Below are 17,969 nucleotides of genomic sequence, written 5' to 3'. Positions count from 1 at the left end.
GGACGCATGATTCTGGAAGAAATGTTTAACGGCAGGTTCTATCCTTGTGAAACGGTGGTCGCTGATTCACTGAGGTTCAAGCAGGCCACCAAAGCCAGTGCAGCTCTGATGGATACTTTATCGGAACACCTGAGCAAAGAGGACTATGCTCTGGTTGAAGAACTGCGGGAGCAAATGGCAATCGCTCAGTGCGAGGAAAACGAAAGCCACTTCAAATACGGCTTTTCGGCGGGGCTACTTGTCCAAAAGGAAGCCTATGAGCAAGTGGCGCAGAGAGAAAAAGAGTAGCATCCCCATTGTAGCCGTTCTCATTTTGAGTACGGCTACTTTACTCCCATAAAGTGGTGGTGGACAAAATGACCACTCCTACTTCATTGGAGTAAAGTGGTGGTTTCCATTTTGAGAACTACCAAAATCGAAACAACATCGGCTTTTGGCTGTGCCCATTTTGGGCACAACCACCACAACAGAATACAGCTTCATAAAGGTCATTTACCGCTCAACCGGTGGATGGCCTTTTTTGCTGCCCTTACAGCCGCCAACCGTGACAAACACGCCCGGTAGCTGTACTACAAGTCACTCTGATTCCGCCGTGTCCAGACCTATACTTTTTATTGTCGGAAGCGAATACCGAGTGATGGACTATGTCTACAAGACATAGCGAACTGCGTCTGCAAGGGACTCTGGAACCGGCGTTTCTTCCGCTAAACTGGAAAATACAGACAGGGATACACATAAAGCCGATACCGGCAGACTTACTTCTGCTTGCGCCTGGCCTTGCGGTTGAGCGGGATGGGGCTGGTCTTTCCCCTCATATTGTTGGGATTTTTGAGTATCTTGGACAGGCTCAGTATCCGCAGGAACGCCGAGAAGTCCTCCGAGGAAATCTTCTCAAAGGGTATCTGCAACTTATCGCAAAATTCGTGGATCAGCATTTCTATATCGCTGCCCTGATGGATGGCCTGCTCAAATTTTTCCTTCACGTCATCCAGCGTGGGCTGCGGGTCGGCGGTGGTCTTGTCCTTGCGGTGTGCTTCCCGGATGTCCCGGACGATGCTGTCCAGATCATCGTGTATGACGTGGCTGTAATAATCGCTTTCCTGCACCTGCCCCAGTTCCAGCGTCCGCATATAGAGGTCATCTTCTCCGGGCGCATACTTGCTGAGGACGGCCTGCCGGGTGGCTTCCATCACCAGATTCATCTGCTCCACCCGCATATTGGCGATTTGGTCGATACAGATTTCCATATCCACCATCAGCCGCCGGAAGTTCGGGTGTGTAGCCAGTTCGCAGAGAAGCCGATTGTTGATTTTGCCGCTCCGTAAAAGTTCAATCATTTCATCGTTCAAATGGAGCGACTGTACATCGGCGTTGGGAACCTCTTTATTATCGGTCAGTCCCATCAGATAGTCGGCGGACACGCCGTAAAAATCCGCCAGCGTCGCAATCGCAAATGGGCTGATGTCCTTGTAGTCATCGGTTTCGTATTTCCCCAGCGCAGATTTAGACAGGCCGGTCTGCTCCGCCAGTTGTTCCAGCGTCAGGTGCTTGTCCACCACCCGCAGGTCTTTGAGCCGCTCCGGGATTGTCAGCTTTGCGTACATCCAAAGCCCCCTCTCTCGTTATGGTTTTTCAGTGATTACACCCATTATAGCACGATTCCATAAGCGTGGAAATATGCGGATTTCAAGCGTTTTTCCGACGTTTTGGATATACGGGAAAGGGCCTCTTTTTTCGGTAAACTGGTTCTTGCAGACAGGCACTGAACCTTGAAAATTGAATGACCGGCTGCAAGGGGTATGGCCTCCGGGGAAGTGACGCCACGACAGAAATCGAGCGCACCAAAGAGGCCGATACGCCGGGAGAAATTCCGGGCAGGAGCGGCTTGCAGGCAGACCGGCGGACAGAAACAAGTTTATCATGCGGGGCGCATGGCTCCGCAGCAAAGAAATGGAGGAATATCATTATGAAACTGAGCATGAAAGAAAAGAAGATTCTCTACGCTTACGGCTGTCCCAGCCACCACAATACGGTGACACGGCTGAAATGGCTGACGGCCCTGACGGTTGACCCGGAGGCCAAACGCCGGATGCTGGGGTTGGCCCGTAAGGTGGAGACGGAGGTGGACGAAAGCTGGTACGAGGATTTTTACCACCATCTGCGCATGGAGATGGACGAGTACCGCCGTCTAAAGCGCAGCCTGCGAGTGCTGAAATCTTACACTGATTATGAGGAGGATTTATATGAGGAAGCTGTCTAAATATGAGAAAGAAACCATCATCAACTGGAACGAGGCGGAGAACCTTGCCAGCGTCTACACCTTCAACGCCAGCTTGAAGCGCAGGCTGGCGGAGTTCAGCCGGAAGTACCCGCTGCTGTGCCGGTTGGAGCGCAGTACGCCGGAGGGCAGCGTGACCTATGTACTGGACAAGTCCCGGCTGTCGATCCGGTTCATCCCGCCGTACAGTGAGGAACGGAAAGCCGCCGCCAGTGCCTACGCAAAGGAGCATGGCTTTCAGGTGGTAGGGGCGGAAGAAAAAATAGCCTGAAATCGGGGAGATTACGGTCAAAATGCCGGGGCTGCACCTGATGTTTTGACCGGCAATCCCCGCAGGCGTATTCCGTATCCACTTCCAGCCGAAAGGCGTAAATGTGTGGATGTGGAGCCGGGGCGGCAGCGCACTGCTGGGGTCAAGGGGCAACGCCCATTGGGCGGGTACAGGGCGGCAGCGCCTGTGCGGAGTGTAGAGGCGGCGAGCCTTTACTCCGGTGTCCAGAGGTGGAAAACCTCGGCCCAGGGAAAGTTGATGCCTGCGTCAACTTGTACTGGGTATTACCTGACGCAGACTTTCGCAGGATTTGCGGCTTCGCCGCCCTTCCCCGGCCCCGGAACATCTTCGCAGGAAGGAGGGAAATTGTTTGAAACTGACACGACACAACGGGCGCTCCGGCAAGCATGGCACCTACAATCCCCGCCACAATGACCGCCGGTTTGATGTGGAGAACAGCGAACACATCGACGCAGAGCGGGCCAGGCAAAACATCTACTGGGACTGCTACCGGGGCTTCACCACACACGAGTTCCGGGAGAACCCGGAGCAGCCGGATTTCAGCTTTGAGGAAATCGAGCGGATGTACTACTACGAGTATTATTCTGACCATGTGGAGGCGCAGAACGCCCGGAATGAGAAAACCCGGCACACCGAGCGCAACCGCACCGTGGAGGACTTGCTGAAAAACAACAAGACCTGCCCGGAGGAAAGCATCTACCAGATCGGCACACTGGAAGAATCCGTCCCGCCGGAAACGCTCTTTCGCATCGTCAACGAGTTCTATGAGGAATTCGAGCGCCGCTTCGGTTCCCATATCCACATTTTAGATTGGGCGCTCCATCTGGACGAGGGGACGCCCCACATCCATGAGCGCCATGTGTTCGACTGTGAGAACCGCTACGGGGAACTGTGTCCCCAGCAGGAGAAGGCGCTGGAGGAACTGGGCATCCCTCTCCCGAACCCGGACAAGCCAAAAGGCAGGCACAACAATCGGAAACAGACCTTCGATGCGGTCTGCCGGACGATTTTGTTTGACATCACAAAGCGGCATGGGCTGCATCTGGATCAGGAGCCGTCCTACGGCGGACGGGAGTATCTGGAAAAGCAGGACTATATCCTGATGAAGCAGAAGGAGCAGCTGACGGCGCAGGAGCAGAAGCTGGAAGAACTGACGCTCAAAATCGAGGACGTGGAGACGCTGCTGGATGATGTTTCCGATGTGGCCTATGACAAGGCGGTGGAGGTGGTGACCGATACTGTCCGGCAGGAGACACACAAAGAAGATATTCGTTTGATTGAGGAAACAAAAAAGTGGGTACTTTCGCCGGAGCGGAAGGCCCCGCAGAAGGAGCGTGACTACGCCGCCGCCCGGCTGGATGGAGTGATTACCAAAATCAAACGTGTCATGCAGAGTGCCCTGGCAAAAATCCAGAAAACGCTTATGCAGCCGGAGGTCAAGAAGGCCGGTAAGGAGCAGATCAAGGAGAAAGCCAGAGAATCCATCCGGGATAAGCTGGCGAAAGACAAGCTGGACGCTGACCGGGATAACCGGGAACGCTGGGAACGTGAGGGGCGGATCGCTCCGACTAAGAAACACGATATGGAGTTATGAGGCATCTGATTTTCTGCGGAAACCAGGTGTCTTTTTCTCTGTCTGGAGGTGAGAAAATCGAATGTATTTGAAGCGGTGAAGGAGTCTGTCACCACAAGGCAGGCTGCGGAATATTACGGGGTGCAGGTTGGCAGGAATGGGATGGCCTGCTGTCCCTTCCACGATGACAAACATCCCAGCATGAAGGTTGACCGCCGGTTCCACTGCTTCGGCTGTCAGGCGGACGGGGATGTGATTGATTTTACCGCCCGCCTGTTTGGTCTGAGCGGTAAGGAAGCGGCTCTGAAGCTGGCGGAGGATTTCTCTGTCCGCTATGACGCCAAAGGCCATGACCCGCCCCGCAGGAGGCCGGTCAAACGGAAAATCAGCGAGGAACTGCGCTACCGGCAGGCGGAGCAGAAATGTTTCCGGGTACTGTGCGATTACCTGCATCTGCTGGAACGCTGGGAGAAGAAATACGCTCCGCAAACGCCGGAGGAAGCATGGAATCCGCTGTTTGTGGAAGCACTGCAAAAGAAAGCACACACGGAGTATCTGCTGGATGTTCTCCTGTCCGGCAGCATGGAGGAACGGGCTTCCGTTGTCGCCCAGTACGGAAAAGAGGTGAGGAAGATTGAGCAGCGAATATCAGAGTTTGCCGCCAGCCACCCGGCAGGCCGCCATGAGCGCAGCCGAAGCCTTAGCGCCGGAGCAGAGCGCCTCTGAGGTGCGGGAAAGCCTCTCCGTCACCGAGAAGGGCCAGCCCGCCAACACCATCGGCAACTGCCGGACGGTGTTCTGCCATGACCCTCTCCTGCGCGGGGCGATCCGGCTGAACCTCCTGACTGACCGGGTGGACATTGTGCGGGATTTGGGCTGGCGCAGGAATACCAGCGCCCTGACGGATACAGACGTGAAGTATCTGCTTCTCTATTTTGAGCAGAACTATGGCCTGACCAGCGAGAAAAAGATGACAGCGGCGCTCTCTATCGTGGCGAATGAAAACTGCTACCATCCCATACAGGACGTGCTGAACGGCCTTGTCTGGGACGGGACGCCCCGCATCCGCTCCTGTCTCCATCACTTCTTGGGTGCGGACGAGAGCGACTATGTGGAGGAAATGCTGAAACACTTCCTGCTGGGGGCTATCCGGCGGGTATTCCGGCCCGGCTCCAAATATGAGGAAATGCTCTGTCTGGTAGGCGGTCAGGGCGCTGGCAAATCCAGCTTCTTCCGCCTGCTGGCGATCCGGGACGAGTGGTTTTCCGATGACCTGAAAAAGCTGGATGATGACCGGGTGTTTTTGAAACTGCAAGGACACTGGATTATTGAGATGTCGGAGATGCTGGCTACCAGCAGCGCCAAAAGCATTGAAGAAATCCGCTCATTCATCAGCCGCCAGAAGGAAACCTACCGGACGCCCTATGAAGCCCAGCCCAAAGACCGGCTGCGGCAGTGTGTGTTCGGCGGTTCATCCAACACGCTGGACTTCCTGCCCCTTGACCGGGCCGGGAACCGGCGCTTTTTGCCGATCATGATTTACCCGGAGAATGCGGAGGTTCACATTTTGGAGGACGAGGACGCCTCCAGAGCCTATCTTTTGCAGGTCTGGGCGGAGGCCATGACGATTTACCGCAGCGGCCACTACTCTATGAAGTTCAGCAAGTCCATCCAGCGCCAGCTGGTGGAGGTACAGAAGGATTTCATGCCGGAGGACACGGAGGCCGGGCAGATACAGGGCTTTCTGGAACACTACACCGGCAGCATGGTCTGCTCCAAACAGCTGTTCAAGGAGGCGCTGGGCCACACCTATGACGAGCCGAAACGGTGGCAGCTGCACAATATCAACGAGATCATGAACACGGTGGTGACGGGCTGGAAGCCGTTCTCCAATCCGAGGATGTTCGCCGGGTATGGCAGGCAGAGGGGCTGGGAACGGGACGTTTCCGGCAACGAACTGCCCGGCAACGAAGATGGATTTGTGGAGCTGACCGAGGAAGAATGCCGCCAGCTGGAACTTCCCAAAGAGTGGATCGCATAAAAATAGCGGTCTGTTGCCGGGATGGTTGTCACTTGGTTGCCGGGTTCGTTGCCGGGGATTTTCCGGTCTGGATACGGAAAAAGCCTGTAAATAAGGCATTTTCTAATATCTATCTCTATCTCCGGCAACGAAAGCAACGAGATTTTTCAAGAAAATTTAGAAAGTAAGATTTGCAGGCCAGACGGTAGTTTACAGGTTTTTGGAGGTTCGTTGCCGGACTTCGTTGCCGGTGTGCTATTGTCTGGCCTGCCACTCTATGGAGGTAGCCTATGGAAAAAAGCAAGCAGCAGAAAAATAAAGTCCGTTTTATGGTGGTGCGGGAGTTCTCCGGGGAGAAATCCATGCGGGAAGCCTTTGAGCAACTGATCGAGCGCCAGACCTGCGAACACTTCGAGGAATGGCTGGAACAGCGTGAGATGGCGGAGAACGCTGCGTAAAAACGGTTGATTCAGGGACAGGGGCATGGTATGATAATGGTATCGTGTCCCTGTTCATAGAAGGAGAACGCTATGAGCAGGAAAAAACAAGTCTATGAGAAAATCACCGCTCTCTACTGCCGTATCTCTCTGGATGACGGCGGCGACAATGAGAGCATGAGCATCAGCAACCAGAAAATCATGCTTCGGGACTTTGCTGAAAAGCATGGGATGTTCCAGTATGAGTATTATGTGGATGACGGCTATACGGGCCGCAATTTTGCTGGGGTTAGATAGCGATACTTTTTACATCTACCATGTTGCGGCGGTCATGGTTGACAACTTGCGTCGGCTCCTGCTCGGTATCAACCTGTCCGACAAAGCTATAATGGATTTCGATTTTCCGGGTGTTGGTTTCCCGGTCTAATTCATGTATCAAAATACGGTCGATAAACTCATGGACGTTTTCATAGGTCAATTCCTGTATGTCGCTGTATTTCCCGACAATCTGAATAAACCTTGATATATCCCTTTTTCGCTCGGTAACGGTTGCGATCTGCTGTTGTAACTCGTCTATCCTTGCGGCAAGGGATTTCTTTTCGTCCTCATAGCCGGAAGTTAGAAACACAAACCGTTCATCTGTCAGTCTGCCTAATGCGTTGTCCTCATACAGCTTGCGGAAAAGCGTGTCAAGTTCGGTCATACGCGCCTGTGCTTTGAAAAGTTCCTTTTGCTGCTGCGCTAATGCCTTTCTCGCTTCCATGTCGCCGTACTCGGTAGCTTTACAGATAAAGTCCTGTTCGTGTTCCTTAACATACCGCAAAACCCGCCGCATATCTTCCAGCACTAAATCAAGAAGTACGTTTTTGCGGATATAATGAGAGGTACACTCGCTGCCTGTCCTTGCCCTGTTGCGCCATGCGCCGCAAGAATAGGAAAACTTGCGCGGCTCGATATTTACGCCCTGTTGGTAATACATCTTATGTCTGCAACCAGCGCAAAACAGCAAGCCGGAAAAAATATCAATCTCCGCTGCTTTTGTCGGGCGGTGGCGGGTAGCAATCCGCTTTTGCGCAAGTTCAAAGGTTTCCTCGTCAACAAGCGGCTCATGGGTGTTTGGGAAGAAATAGCGTTGTTCTTCTTCGTTCTTCCGGGTCTTTTTCGACTTGTAGGATACCTTGTGAGTTTTCGCGGTTATGGTATGCCCTAAATATTCCTGCCTTGCTAATATGTCATAGAGCGTTTTGTCCGGCCAAGTATAGGGGGCGATCATTGCCCGCTGATACCGCGCCTGTCCTGTACGCTGATAGCGCAACGCTCCAATCGTCAAGACTTTGTTTTCCGCAAGCCATTTTTGGATTTCGCACATACGCACGCCGCTAACAAACATAGCGAAAACCTGTTTGACAATCGGCGCGGTTTCCGGGTCGGGTATAAGGTGGTGGCGGTTGTTCGGGTCTGGGATATAGCCGTATGGATATTCCCCGTTGACGCGCTCGCCTTTTTGCGCCTGTGCCTGTTTAACTGCGCGGATTTTCTTGCTTGTGTCGCGGGCGTAAAACTCGTTAAACCAGTTCCGCAAGGGGGTAAACTCGTTATCCTCCCGCGCTGTGTCAACTCCGTCGTTGATCGCGATATAGCGTACTCCGTTTTCGGGAAATACAATCTCTATGAGTTCGCCCGTTTTCAGATAGTTTCTGCCAAGACGGGAAAGGTCTTTGGTAATGACCGTCGCCACTCGTCCGGCTTCCACTTCCTGCAACATCGCTTGCAGCCCCTCGCGCTCAAAACTCACGCCGGAAAATCCGTCGTCCACAAAAAACTTTGTGTTCAAAAAATGGTGTTCGTCCGCATAGCGTTGAAGTATCATTTTTTGGTGCTGTATGCTTCCGCTTTCTCCGGCTTGCATATCCTCTTGACTTAAACGGCAGTAAAGGGCGGTGATTTTATTCGACTGTAACATTAGTCCTCCTTTCCGACAGCCGAATAAACAGGTATAATGTGTTGCTATCATTATACCATATCCCGCCGCCTAATGCACTACTCGGACGCTAAAAATCCCGGATTTCCGGGCTTTTTCTGCAAATCCTTTACAATGAGTTTCTCAATCTTTTTATGGATTGTATCGGTTGCCTTTTCACTCGGCAACGCTTGAACAAGATAGGTGATTTTCCCTATTTTGCGTTCGGTTGTAATTGTCTGTTTTTTATCCATTAGAAAAACCTCCTTTTCCTGTATGGATAAACTATATTCGTCAAAAGGCAAAAACGGGCGGTTGTTAGCTGCAACCTCACGGGAGTTTCACCCCGGCCCATGCTTATGGGTGCGCCGCGCAATACTTTGAGGGTGTTCAACGCGGGAGTATCATTGTGCCGCCTTGTATGTCGTCGCCCACAAGCTGCTAAACCTGTTTTACGGCGCGGTAGTTCTCGCTCGGCTTTTCCCCTATGGGGAAAAGCTGTCATGGCGTACCCGCCGACTGGCTCGGTACAGACGGAATGTACCCGTTTGCCTGTTATGCTGCGCACCAAAGGCCGCTTTCTTTGTCAAAGAACAATAGGCTTTGTCGGCCTGCAAAAGCACATCAACAGCGGATATGCTTTTGCGGAACGACAAATAGCCCATAACGGGAAGCGTGGAAAGGGGACACGCTCCCCGCATGGGCTAAAAGATTATCCTACATGAAAAGCAAGGGTGCGGGTAATAAGGCGCACTTGCAGCCTGTTACGCATTTCCTCGTCCACATAGGAATAGGTATTGCCCGCGTCGTCTTTCAGCGTGCGGGTACAAAGTTTCGCTATGTAACCCTCGTAGTGCTTCAAGATCGCGCACATGGCGGTTGTGTCGCCGTTTGCCGCTGCGGAAATGACAGGGAACGGCAACAGATTTTCAGACTTCCTAACGGTATTCATCATCTGCTTTTCCCTCCAAATACTGTTTGATTTTCGCAAGCGCGGATTTCCTGTGCCGGAAAACCGTCGTGCGTACAACATTCAGCAGTTCGCCAATTTCCGCGTCGCTCATATCCAAGAAGTAGGACAAAAGGATAATGTCGCGTTTCCTTTCGGGCAAAGCGTTAAGGGCTTCGGCAAGCAGTTCATTTTTGACGAGTACATCAAAGCCGGACACTTGAAAACGGAAATAATCGCTTTCGTATTCGTCCGTTGTGAAAAGCTGCGCGAGTTCGCTTTCGCTCAAATCCGAAAAAGTAACTTCGCGTGCTGCGCGTTTCGCAAGAGTGCGGCGGTGGCTTTTCGCTTCGCCGACCAAAGTTTTCTTTGCTAATGCGTCGTACTGATGTTGTATTCTTTCCTTGTCGGAAGAAGATAGCTCCATAGAGTTCACCTCCTTCCCGCGTGGAGTAGAGGACGGGAGTTAAGGGCTTGTCCTCTCTGCCCCTTTCGCTCCGTACCCGTTCGGGAGATGGCTCTTGAGTGCGCTTTTCAGAAAAAAGTTGAAAAAAGCAAAATGCGCCCGTCCGCAAGACGCGGACGGGCGCAAAGGAAATGTAAGCAGTAGCTAAATGTATTGACAGTTCACATTCATAGCCGGAATATCCCGCTTGCGGAGCATAGCTTTTTTTGACCGCAAAGCATTAGGCGGGTTACAGTAAATAAAAATGGACACGGCGATACCTCCCCGATACCGCCGTATCCTTAAAAAAGGGCGACTTTAATACACTACCCGCAATCCATTCTATAATAGGGAACAGCGGCTTTTGCGCAATATTAAATAAAAAAGCCGATAACACATAGGTTTTTTGACCTAATGCGTTATCGGCTCTGCGTCTATGCGTCTGGCACTTTTAATCATTTTTTTTTGAATTTATTATATGTGTTAGCTAACTGTCCACAAGCCGCGTTAATCTCTCTGCCATGAGAAACTCTCATAGTAACTTCAAGTCCTGCTTGCTCTAATTGATGTTTGAATGCAACTATTTCCCGTTTCTGTGGTGCTTTAATTCTTGAATTGCTTGTTGGGTTGTATTGTAACACGTTAATCATAACTTTTTTGCCCCGAAACCATTTTGCAAGTTGTCTTACATCTGAGGGCCGGTCATTTATACCCGGTAAAAGCAAATACGCAAAGACAATTTTGCGATTATGCCTTTCAGAATAGGATAAGGCTTGCTTAACAACATCTTCAATAGCATATATGCGCATGTGAGGAATAATACGATTTCTTGCAGATTGTGTTGCTGCGTGTAAAGATATTGTCAACTGAATTTTAAGATGTTCCTCGCGCAATTTTTTTAATTGATCGACCGGACCAACTGTTGATATGGTAATGCCGTCGGTTGGAAAGTTGAGCCCATATCTATCTCGGAGAATATGGATTGCTTTTATCAAGTTGTCATAATTGAATAAAGGCTCTCCCATACCCATAAAAACGATACGGTTTACTTTTCGACGCAACAATATAATCTGTTGTACGATTTCTGACGATGTTAGATTACGAACAAAGCCATTTCGCCCGGACTCACAAAAAATACAACCAACAGGACAACCGACTTGTGTGCTCACGCAAACAGTTCCACCATCTCGCCGCTTGATAAAAACCGTTTCAATGTATTTGTTGTCTTTCAGTTCGTAAACATACTTTTCAGTATCACTGCTTTTGCAAATATTTTTTACCAACATTGATAGATTTTTTTTGCGTGGTAATTGCTTATATAATTCTTCATATAAGGCTTTTGCTTCATTCTCGCCAATAACTTCCGACATTTCTTTGTAAGTAAATCCGTATGGATCATTCCGTACTTCCGCAGGCGTATATTTAGGTAAACGTTTCATTTTTATATCCTTTCTTCTAAATAATAAAAGTTTGTTTTTCTGTATTTTTGATTACAATCTCTAATTTTTCTACATCAATGATATGCGTCAATTTGCATTTAGGGCAGAAAAGAGGAAAATCTTTTAATACAGTATTATGAAATACTTGAACTCTCGTCTTTCCGTTACAAATCGGACATTTTATCCAATATTTTTTAAGCATTATATTTCACTCGTCCTTTTTACACAAAAAAATGCAGGTCAATCCTCAACATGAGCATTGACCTGCATTTATAATGCACAGAGCAGTACAACAAAACTAAGGCATAGCTTGCACTATGTCTATACTATATCTATACGTCGTTAGTTTTTTGTATAGCGTCCGCAAAATAAGCATGACAAAAAAGCCCATGTTGAAAATGGGAAAATCCTTTTTTTCAATGCTTATCTAATACGCATGCTATGCAACATAAACGCCGCCTCCTTTTACATAAATTTTATTTTATCAGAAAATCAGTCTACTGTCAATACACAACAGGAAGTATTTAACCTAATGATATGAATTGTGTGGACATATCCAAAAAGAAAGGTGAACTGTAAAATGTAACAGGGTGAATGAAAATGGCAAAAAGACCCGTACCATTGTACGACTTTAAGGCTTTCGGGGCAGCTATAAAAGCCGCGAGAAATGAATACGGCGAGAGCCGCAAAAAGGTAAGCGACGAGTTATATATTTCCCCGCGCTACCTTGCGAATATCGAGAACAAGGGACAACAGCCGAGTTTACAGGTATTCTATGACCTTGTAACCCGGTATCATATTTCGGTAGATCAATTTTTCTTCCCGAACAGCAATGCGGAGAAATCCACCGGGCGGCGGCAGCTTGACGCGCTGCTGGACGGTATGAGCGATAAAGGCATACGGATTGTAACCGCAACAGCAAGGGAGATAACGGAAGTCGAAAAAGCAGAGGATTAACCTCACAATATGAGAAATCGGGAGATTGCAGCGCATGGCGGCTGCAATCTTTTTTTGCGTCCAAAATCAAAGGAACGCGCAACAAATACCGCCTTTCGGTGGGGGTATGGAGTAGATAGCAAGCACAGCAAACGAGTACCCGTTTGCGGAAAATGCTTGTTGGGATAATCCCAAACCCTTATACCGAAAGGCGGTGCGGAAATGGAAAACCGAAAGAGAAATATACAGATGAAGTTTTACGTTACGGAAGAAGAAAAGCGGCTGATCGACGAGAAGATGAAGCAGCTTCCCATAAAGCAGTATGGGGCATACTTCCGTAAAATGGCGATAGACGGGTATATTCTTGTCGTTGACCGAAGCGACACAAAAGCATATATCCGGGAACTGCAAGCGGTGAGCCGGAACATCAACCAAATTGCAAAACGCGCCAATGCGACGGGGACGGTTTACAGGCAGGATATAGAGGACATTAAAAAGGCGGTGGACGAGATATGGCGGTTACAAAGACGCACCCTATTAAATCAACCTTAAAGGCTGCGATAGACTATATCTTAAATCCCGAAAAGACAGACGGGAAGCTGCTTGCGTCCTCTTTCGGCTGCGGGCTGGAAACCGCCGATATTGAGTTTGCATGGACGCGGGAAGCTGCCGGAGATCGCGGCACACATTTAGGGCGGCACTTGATACAATCCTTTGCGGTGGGAGAAACCACACCGGAAGAAGCGCACAAAATCGGCATGGAACTTGCCGGGGCGGTATTAGGCGGCAAGTATGAGTTTGTTTTGACAACTCACGTCGATAAAGACCATCTGCATAATCACTTGATTTTCAACGCGGTTAGCTTCGTTGACTACAAAAAGTACCATTCCAACAAGCAAAGCTATCACTTTATCCGGCGCACCAGCGACAGGATATGTAAAGAGCATGGGCTATCCGTCGTCGTACCGGGACAGGACAAGGGAAAAAGCTATGCAGAATACACCGCCGAAAAGCAAGGGACAAGCTACAAAGCAAAGCTGAAAACGGCGATAGATACTCTCATTCCCCAAGTGAAAGATTTTGACGAACTGCTGCGCCGCTTGCAGGAAATGGGGTATGAAATCAAACAGGGCAAATACATTTCCTTTCGCGCTGCCGGACAGGAACGGTTTACCCGCACAAAGACGCTCGGCGCGGCCTATACGGAAGAAGCGATAAAGGAGCGTATCAAGGGCGTGTATGTTGCCAAAACAAAAACGCTGCGGGAAGATAAGAAAATCCGGCTTGTCGTCGATCTTGAAAACAGTATCAAAGCCCAACAGTCGGCGGGCTATGAACGGTGGGCAAAAATCCATAATCTGAAACAGGCTGCTAAAAGCATGAACTTCCTAACCGAAAACAAGATTGAGTATTATAGCGAACTTGAAAGCAAGATAGCCGATATTATGACCGCTCATGACGCGGCGGCAAAGGCGGTTAAGGAAGTGGAACAGCGTATGTCTGATTTGTCGCTGCTTATCAAGCACACCACCACATACCGACAGTTAAAACCGATTTACGATGAATACCGAAAATCGCCGGACAAGGAAAAGTATCTGCGGGGGCATGAAAGCGAAATTATCCTGTTTGAAGCTGCGGCAAGGGCATTAAAGGAAATGCAGATAAAGAAGCTGCCCGATCTCGCCGCGCTGCGCAAGGAGTATAGAAGCTTAAACGACAGGAAAACCAAATTGTATGAAGATTATCGGCAAGCCAAGAAGCAAATGCAGGAATACGGCGTTGTCAAAAAGAACGTCGATAGTATTCTTTACCCGTCCCAAAGCAGGGCGCGGGAGCAGGAGCGATAAGGCGCAAAACATGGGGTGGCAAGTGGAATGTTAAGGGCTGAAAACGCCTGTGTTTCTGCGGCTTCCAGCGCATGAAAACGACATAGACGATAAAGTATATTCAAACCCGCAAAAACGGCTTTCTAATTGTCCACGCAAGGACAAAAAAAGAACAGGGGCGCGGTGCCGGAAATCGGCAACCGCGCCCCTGTTCTCTATGGGCTATTCCTCGTCGGTCAAGATAAACTCCCTTTCGGAAAACTCGCTGTCCGTCATGGCTTGCAGCTTGTTCACCGCTGCGGCGGCAAGCTGGCGCATATCCTCGTCCATGTAGGGCATGGCGGCAAGGATATTTTCAAGCGTTGTTTCCCGGCTGTCCTCGGCGTAGATCGCAACAATGTTTTCTTCCTCAATGGTAAAGCGGGTATTCATGCTATCAAACCTCCAAATCCTTTTTATGCTCTTTCTGTTTATCTTTCGGCTGCTGCGCCGCCTGTTTCTTGTATTCGTCCAGCTTCTTCAAAATGGACGGTTTTTTCTGCGGCTGTTCCCGTTTCTCGGCTTTTACCGCTTTTGCAAGGTCGGTAACGGAAATCGCTTCCCCCGCCTTTGCCCGCTGCTCAAAATCTGCAACGGTGGGCGTTTGCGGCGTATTGTTGATAAGCCCGTCAAAATTGTTGTCGTTCTGCTCTATGGTGTCCTCGACGTGCTTTAAGGGATTATCCCGCTGCGGCTGCTCGGCGGCTATGGCATAAGCCTGTGTGCCATTCCCCATAATGAGATACTTCCCGTCCTCCGACGCATGGTGAAAACCAAATCCCGCCGCTTCGATCTGTTCACGGCTCATATCGGTAATATGAAAATTGCCCCTCGGCGTTCTAACGGTTTCACCCGTCAAAAGGCTGTCGGGGGTCGCTTCCGGCTGCTGCTTTTCAAGCTGCCCGTCCTTGTAGGAATATCCTTGCGCCGCGATTGCTTCAAGGGTCTTGCCCGTAACGTCGCCATAAATCCGCTTGTCTGCGTCAACCAGCATTTGCAAAGTGTCTTGTACGGTGTCGGACAAGGCTTGCTGCTGTTCGGGCGGCAGCTTGTCAAATACGGGGGTCTGCTGCTCCTGCAAAAACTCCGGCACTTGCTGAAAACCGATACTGTCTACATAGTGGGCGGTGTCCTCGTCGTTCTGATGAAGCACAACAATGTCGGAAACGGAAAGGCTATGCCCCTTAAAGTCGGCGGGGTGGTCGATATTAAACCTTTCCCAAATGTCGCCCAGCGTCATATCCTTTGTAAGCGGTGCAGTATAGACGAGTTCATAATTTACCCGGTCAATGGTAAGTCCAGCCGCTTGCAGACGGTCATAAGGCTCAAAGCGCAAGTCCCTTGTTTCGTCCCCGCGCTTTAACTGATAAATGGAAAAGGTATCGCCCTGCTCCTGCTCGGCTTGCCGCTGCTGCTGCAACTCGGTAAAATGCCCCTCAATCTCGGTAATGAGTTCCTTTGCGGTGGTCTGTATTGTTTCAAGGGACGCTTTTAACTCGGTCATTTCCTTGCCGCTGCTCCAACCAGCCACATAGCCGAAAGAGTAATCGGAAGTATCAAGGCCGAAATGCTGGCAAACCGTATAAGCGACGCTTTCCGCTTCTACCTCGCAGGTATGGCGGTCAACGCGGTTTTGCTGCTCCGGCGGGGCGTTTAAGTCTACGTCGTGCAGCTTCGCATGGGCGATTTCGTGAATGGCGGTCTTTACCGCCTGTAATTCACTCACGCCCTCTTTGATTGCAATACGCTTGTCGGTCAAACTGAAATACCCATTTGCGCCGTTTGTGATCTGCTCAAATGCAATCGGGACGGGGGACGCTTTTTCAAGGGCGGCGAAAAAATCCTCGTACTGCTCCACATCGGCAAGCAGCGGTTTAACGGAAAGGTCGGGAAACTCCTTGCCCTCGGTCTGCGAAATATCAAAGACGGTTATAACCTTAAAGGCGGGGACGGTGATTTCCTTTTCTTCCTTTACCACTTTTCCCTCGCGGTCAAGCATGGGCTTTCTCGTTTCGGGGTCGATTTTATCAACCAGCTTTTTCACCTTGTAGGGCGCGGGGGCAAAGATTTTAATGCCTTTCTCGCCTTTCTTTACATGGCGGTCAAACTCCTTTTCCCATTGACGGAAGCCCATTACCAAATTGCCGCCCTGCATAGCAATTAGGATAGTGTTATTCAAACTATAATCATGGAACTTTGACATAGCGGTTAGAAACTCTTTGTAGCGGTCGCTGTCAAAAATCGCCTGTACGCCCTGTTCCAAACGCGCGGTGATCTCCTTTACCTTTTCGGCGGGCTTTTCGGAAGTAAGGATAATGGGGACGACGGGGCGGGGCTGCTGCGGCTCTGCGGCCTGTGCGTCTGCTTGCTGCGTTTCGGCTGCGTCCATATAGGCTTTGTCCTGTTCGCCGCGCTCCGGCTGCGGGTAACTCATAATGCGGTATTCTTCCGGCACTTCGCGCCCCTCAAACTGCCGTTCCCACTCGTCGCCGCTTTCCACGATATAGCCGTACTCGGTAAACGCGCCTTTTTCCTGCGCGGCAGCGTTCCTGCCAAAAGTAGAAAGGTCAATGCCGCCTTTCCATTCTTCGGGCATTTGTACCATGCCGGATTGATTTAAGTAATAGTCGCCCAAATCGTGGTAGTTATGTACTTCGGGGATATGGACGTAAAAATCCACGTTGTAGGTGAAGTCAATTACCTGTCCAATATTTGCAAGCCCGTTTTTCTGCTGCAAAGCTGCGTTCAGCTTGCCAACCTCGGCGGGGTCAAGCTGTTCGAGCCGCGCCGCAAGAAAATTGAGTTCGTCCACGTCGGCGGCGCATACCATTTCATAAGGCAAGGCAATATGTTTCTCCGGGTCGTCGGAATAGCCGCGAATGGAAAAATCCTGCGGGTTGTCGGCGGTAATGCCGACGTTCCGCATAGCTTCGTGCAACTGCTCCTTTGTGGCGGGCATATCCAACCAATAGCCGCCGGGGTCGCCCGCGTCAAAGCGGCTGCGGTTGCCTATCATAATAGAAAACTGTTCGCTCATGTGTTCACGCTCCTTTTCCTGCCCGGTATTTTCGGGGATAGCTGCCGCCTGTTGCTGCTGCGGGGGTTCTTCGCCCTCTATGGTGTAGTCCGGCATGAGCATACCGTTTACTTTGAAATAGTCGGCGTACTCCTGCGGGATAGGCGGGGAGATTTCCGTAAACAAGCGGTCATACGCTTTGATACGCCCATTCAGATACTTTTCCATAGCTGCCTTGTCGGTGAAAACCTTTCTATCTTGTCCGGCAATCTTCGCTTGGGTTCTGCTTGGGCTGTTGGTGCGCACGCTCCATGTAAGCGTCCATGAATACGGGATAGATTTCTGCGCTTCTTTGTCGTAGCGGGTATTCTCGTAAATGTAGTAATTCATCTGATATACCCGATTGCTGCGAATATGGCGGTTATGCTCGGTGGTCTGCCACTCGTTAGCGGTGTGCTGGACGTGCGGCGTTCTCACATATTCAAGTGTTTTATCCAGCAAAAGCGTTCTTCCCGCCTGTTCTTCCCATGCGGCGGCGCGTTCTTTAAGGTCGGCAAAAATCGCCTGTTCTGCCGCCGCGCTTTCGCTGCGCATGGAAAGTAGCTGCGCAATCGGCAAGGAAGCATAAGGGGCAATCTCCCTGTCCTTTGCTTCAAAATATATCCGGCGTTCTATCCGCATGGTTTCGGCGGCTTCTAATTTGTCATGGTCGTATGAGGAATACGGCATATTCTTTCATCACGTCCTTTCTCGGTCATA

Annotated in this window: 19 protein-coding genes and 1 pseudogene; 11 read left to right on the top strand and 9 right to left on the bottom strand. The window is 50.4% G+C overall.

The features are described from left to right. Positions 1–6 precede the first annotated feature (6 nt). Entirely contained in the window at positions 7–288 is a 282-nt protein-coding gene (locus ACH9UM_RS07880) for a DUF6809 family protein (protein WP_004845314.1), read from the top strand. Positions 289–755: 467 nt separating this feature from the next. Here ACH9UM_RS07880 and ACH9UM_RS07875 read toward each other — a convergent pair whose 3' ends face one another. After that, a complete protein-coding gene (locus ACH9UM_RS07875; RefSeq protein WP_004845315.1) occupies positions 756–1,604 on the bottom strand; it encodes a helix-turn-helix domain-containing protein in 849 nt (282 codons plus the stop codon). A gap of 362 nt (positions 1,605–1,966) precedes the next feature. On the opposite strand from ACH9UM_RS07875, the gene ACH9UM_RS07870 reads away from it, so the two are divergent. The 7 genes and pseudogenes from ACH9UM_RS07870 to ACH9UM_RS07840 form a co-directional block, all read left to right on the top strand. Next, positions 1,967–2,260, top strand: a complete 294-nt coding sequence (locus tag ACH9UM_RS07870; protein WP_009243218.1) for a hypothetical protein — start codon at positions 1,967–1,969, stop codon at positions 2,258–2,260. Next, the gene (locus ACH9UM_RS07865) at positions 2,244–2,549 is read left to right on the top strand and encodes a hypothetical protein (protein ID WP_004845318.1); all 306 of its coding nucleotides are present in this window, start codon (positions 2,244–2,246) and stop codon (positions 2,547–2,549) included. Before ACH9UM_RS07870 ends, ACH9UM_RS07865 begins: the two co-directional genes overlap by 17 nt. Before the next feature lie 370 nt (positions 2,550–2,919). Beyond that, the gene (locus tag ACH9UM_RS07860; RefSeq protein WP_009243217.1) at positions 2,920–4,164 is read left to right on the top strand and encodes a hypothetical protein; all 1,245 of its coding nucleotides are present in this window, start codon (positions 2,920–2,922) and stop codon (positions 4,162–4,164) included. A gap of 42 nt (positions 4,165–4,206) precedes the next feature. After that, positions 4,207–4,869, top strand: coding sequence for a CHC2 zinc finger domain-containing protein (locus tag ACH9UM_RS07855; RefSeq protein WP_155234399.1), 663 nt, complete (start codon positions 4,207–4,209; stop codon positions 4,867–4,869). After that, positions 4,826–6,184, top strand: a complete 1,359-nt coding sequence (locus tag ACH9UM_RS07850; protein ID WP_009243215.1) for a virulence-associated E family protein — start codon at positions 4,826–4,828, stop codon at positions 6,182–6,184. The genes ACH9UM_RS07855 and ACH9UM_RS07850 overlap by 44 nt, the downstream gene beginning before the upstream one ends. A gap of 269 nt (positions 6,185–6,453) precedes the next feature. Continuing rightward, on the top strand, positions 6,454–6,621 hold the full coding sequence (locus ACH9UM_RS07845; RefSeq protein ID WP_004845325.1) for a hypothetical protein: 168 nt from the start codon (positions 6,454–6,456) through the stop codon (positions 6,619–6,621). Between the two features lie 72 nt (positions 6,622–6,693). Further along, positions 6,694–6,882: pseudogene (locus ACH9UM_RS07840) on the top strand (resolvase); the annotation flags it as partial. A 7-nt stretch (positions 6,883–6,889) separates the two neighbouring features. On the opposite strand, the gene ACH9UM_RS07835 reads toward ACH9UM_RS07840, so the two are convergent. The 6 genes from ACH9UM_RS07835 to ACH9UM_RS07810 all read right to left on the bottom strand — a co-directional run bounded on the left by ACH9UM_RS07835 (position 6,890) and on the right by ACH9UM_RS07810 (position 11,595). After that, the gene (locus tag ACH9UM_RS07835; RefSeq protein ID WP_002604471.1) at positions 6,890–8,563 is read right to left on the bottom strand and encodes a recombinase family protein; all 1,674 of its coding nucleotides are present in this window, start codon (positions 8,561–8,563) and stop codon (positions 6,890–6,892) included. Between the two features lie 77 nt (positions 8,564–8,640). Continuing rightward, the gene (locus tag ACH9UM_RS07830; RefSeq protein WP_002604472.1) at positions 8,641–8,814 is read right to left on the bottom strand and encodes a transposon-encoded TnpW family protein; all 174 of its coding nucleotides are present in this window, start codon (positions 8,812–8,814) and stop codon (positions 8,641–8,643) included. A 458-nt stretch (positions 8,815–9,272) separates the two neighbouring features. Then, positions 9,273–9,515 (bottom strand): helix-turn-helix domain-containing protein, encoded by a 243-nt coding sequence (locus tag ACH9UM_RS07825; protein ID WP_002604473.1) that lies wholly within the window; start codon positions 9,513–9,515, stop codon positions 9,273–9,275. Beyond that, complete coding sequence (locus ACH9UM_RS07820) at positions 9,499–9,936, bottom strand: sigma-70 family RNA polymerase sigma factor (protein WP_002604474.1); 438 nt, start codon at positions 9,934–9,936, stop codon at positions 9,499–9,501. The genes ACH9UM_RS07825 and ACH9UM_RS07820 overlap by 17 nt, the downstream gene beginning before the upstream one ends. A 473-nt stretch (positions 9,937–10,409) precedes the next feature. Further along, a complete protein-coding gene (gene rlmN, locus ACH9UM_RS07815; protein WP_002584956.1) occupies positions 10,410–11,393 on the bottom strand; it encodes a 23S rRNA (adenine(2503)-C(2))-methyltransferase RlmN in 984 nt (327 codons plus the stop codon). Positions 11,394–11,409: 16 nt separating this feature from the next. Next, a complete protein-coding gene (locus ACH9UM_RS07810; RefSeq protein ID WP_003431289.1) occupies positions 11,410–11,595 on the bottom strand; it encodes a cysteine-rich KTR domain-containing protein in 186 nt (61 codons plus the stop codon). Positions 11,596–11,993: 398 nt separating this feature from the next. On the opposite strand from ACH9UM_RS07810, the gene ACH9UM_RS07805 reads away from it, so the two are divergent. From ACH9UM_RS07805 to ACH9UM_RS07795, 3 genes are all read left to right on the top strand, one after another. After that, positions 11,994–12,350 carry a helix-turn-helix transcriptional regulator gene (locus tag ACH9UM_RS07805; protein WP_002584957.1) on the top strand — a complete coding sequence of 119 codons (357 nt, stop codon included), beginning with the start codon at positions 11,994–11,996 and terminating at the stop codon, positions 12,348–12,350. Between the two features lie 201 nt (positions 12,351–12,551). Beyond that, positions 12,552–12,881: a plasmid mobilization protein gene (locus ACH9UM_RS07800; protein ID WP_002584958.1), complete on the top strand. Its 330-nt coding sequence runs from the start codon at positions 12,552–12,554 to the stop codon at positions 12,879–12,881. Beyond that, on the top strand, positions 12,842–14,176 hold the full coding sequence (locus tag ACH9UM_RS07795) for a relaxase/mobilization nuclease domain-containing protein (protein WP_002584959.1): 1,335 nt from the start codon (positions 12,842–12,844) through the stop codon (positions 14,174–14,176). Before ACH9UM_RS07800 ends, ACH9UM_RS07795 begins: the two co-directional genes overlap by 40 nt. Before the next feature lie 201 nt (positions 14,177–14,377). Here the strand turns inward: ACH9UM_RS07795 and ACH9UM_RS07790 are convergent, their stop codons facing one another. Continuing rightward, positions 14,378–14,587, bottom strand: a complete 210-nt coding sequence (locus ACH9UM_RS07790; RefSeq protein WP_002584960.1) for a transposon-transfer assisting family protein — start codon at positions 14,585–14,587, stop codon at positions 14,378–14,380. Positions 14,588–14,591: 4 nt separating this feature from the next. Continuing rightward, positions 14,592–17,939, bottom strand: a complete 3,348-nt coding sequence (locus tag ACH9UM_RS07785) for a YodL domain-containing protein (protein WP_400091058.1) — start codon at positions 17,937–17,939, stop codon at positions 14,592–14,594. Positions 17,940–17,969: the final 30 nt, after the last annotated feature.

It is taken from the genome of Mediterraneibacter torques (genome assembly GCF_044591705.1).
Taxonomy (GTDB): domain Bacteria; phylum Bacillota; class Clostridia; order Lachnospirales; family Lachnospiraceae; genus Mediterraneibacter; species Mediterraneibacter torques.
This window is presented reverse-complemented; position numbering and strand designations above follow the sequence as displayed.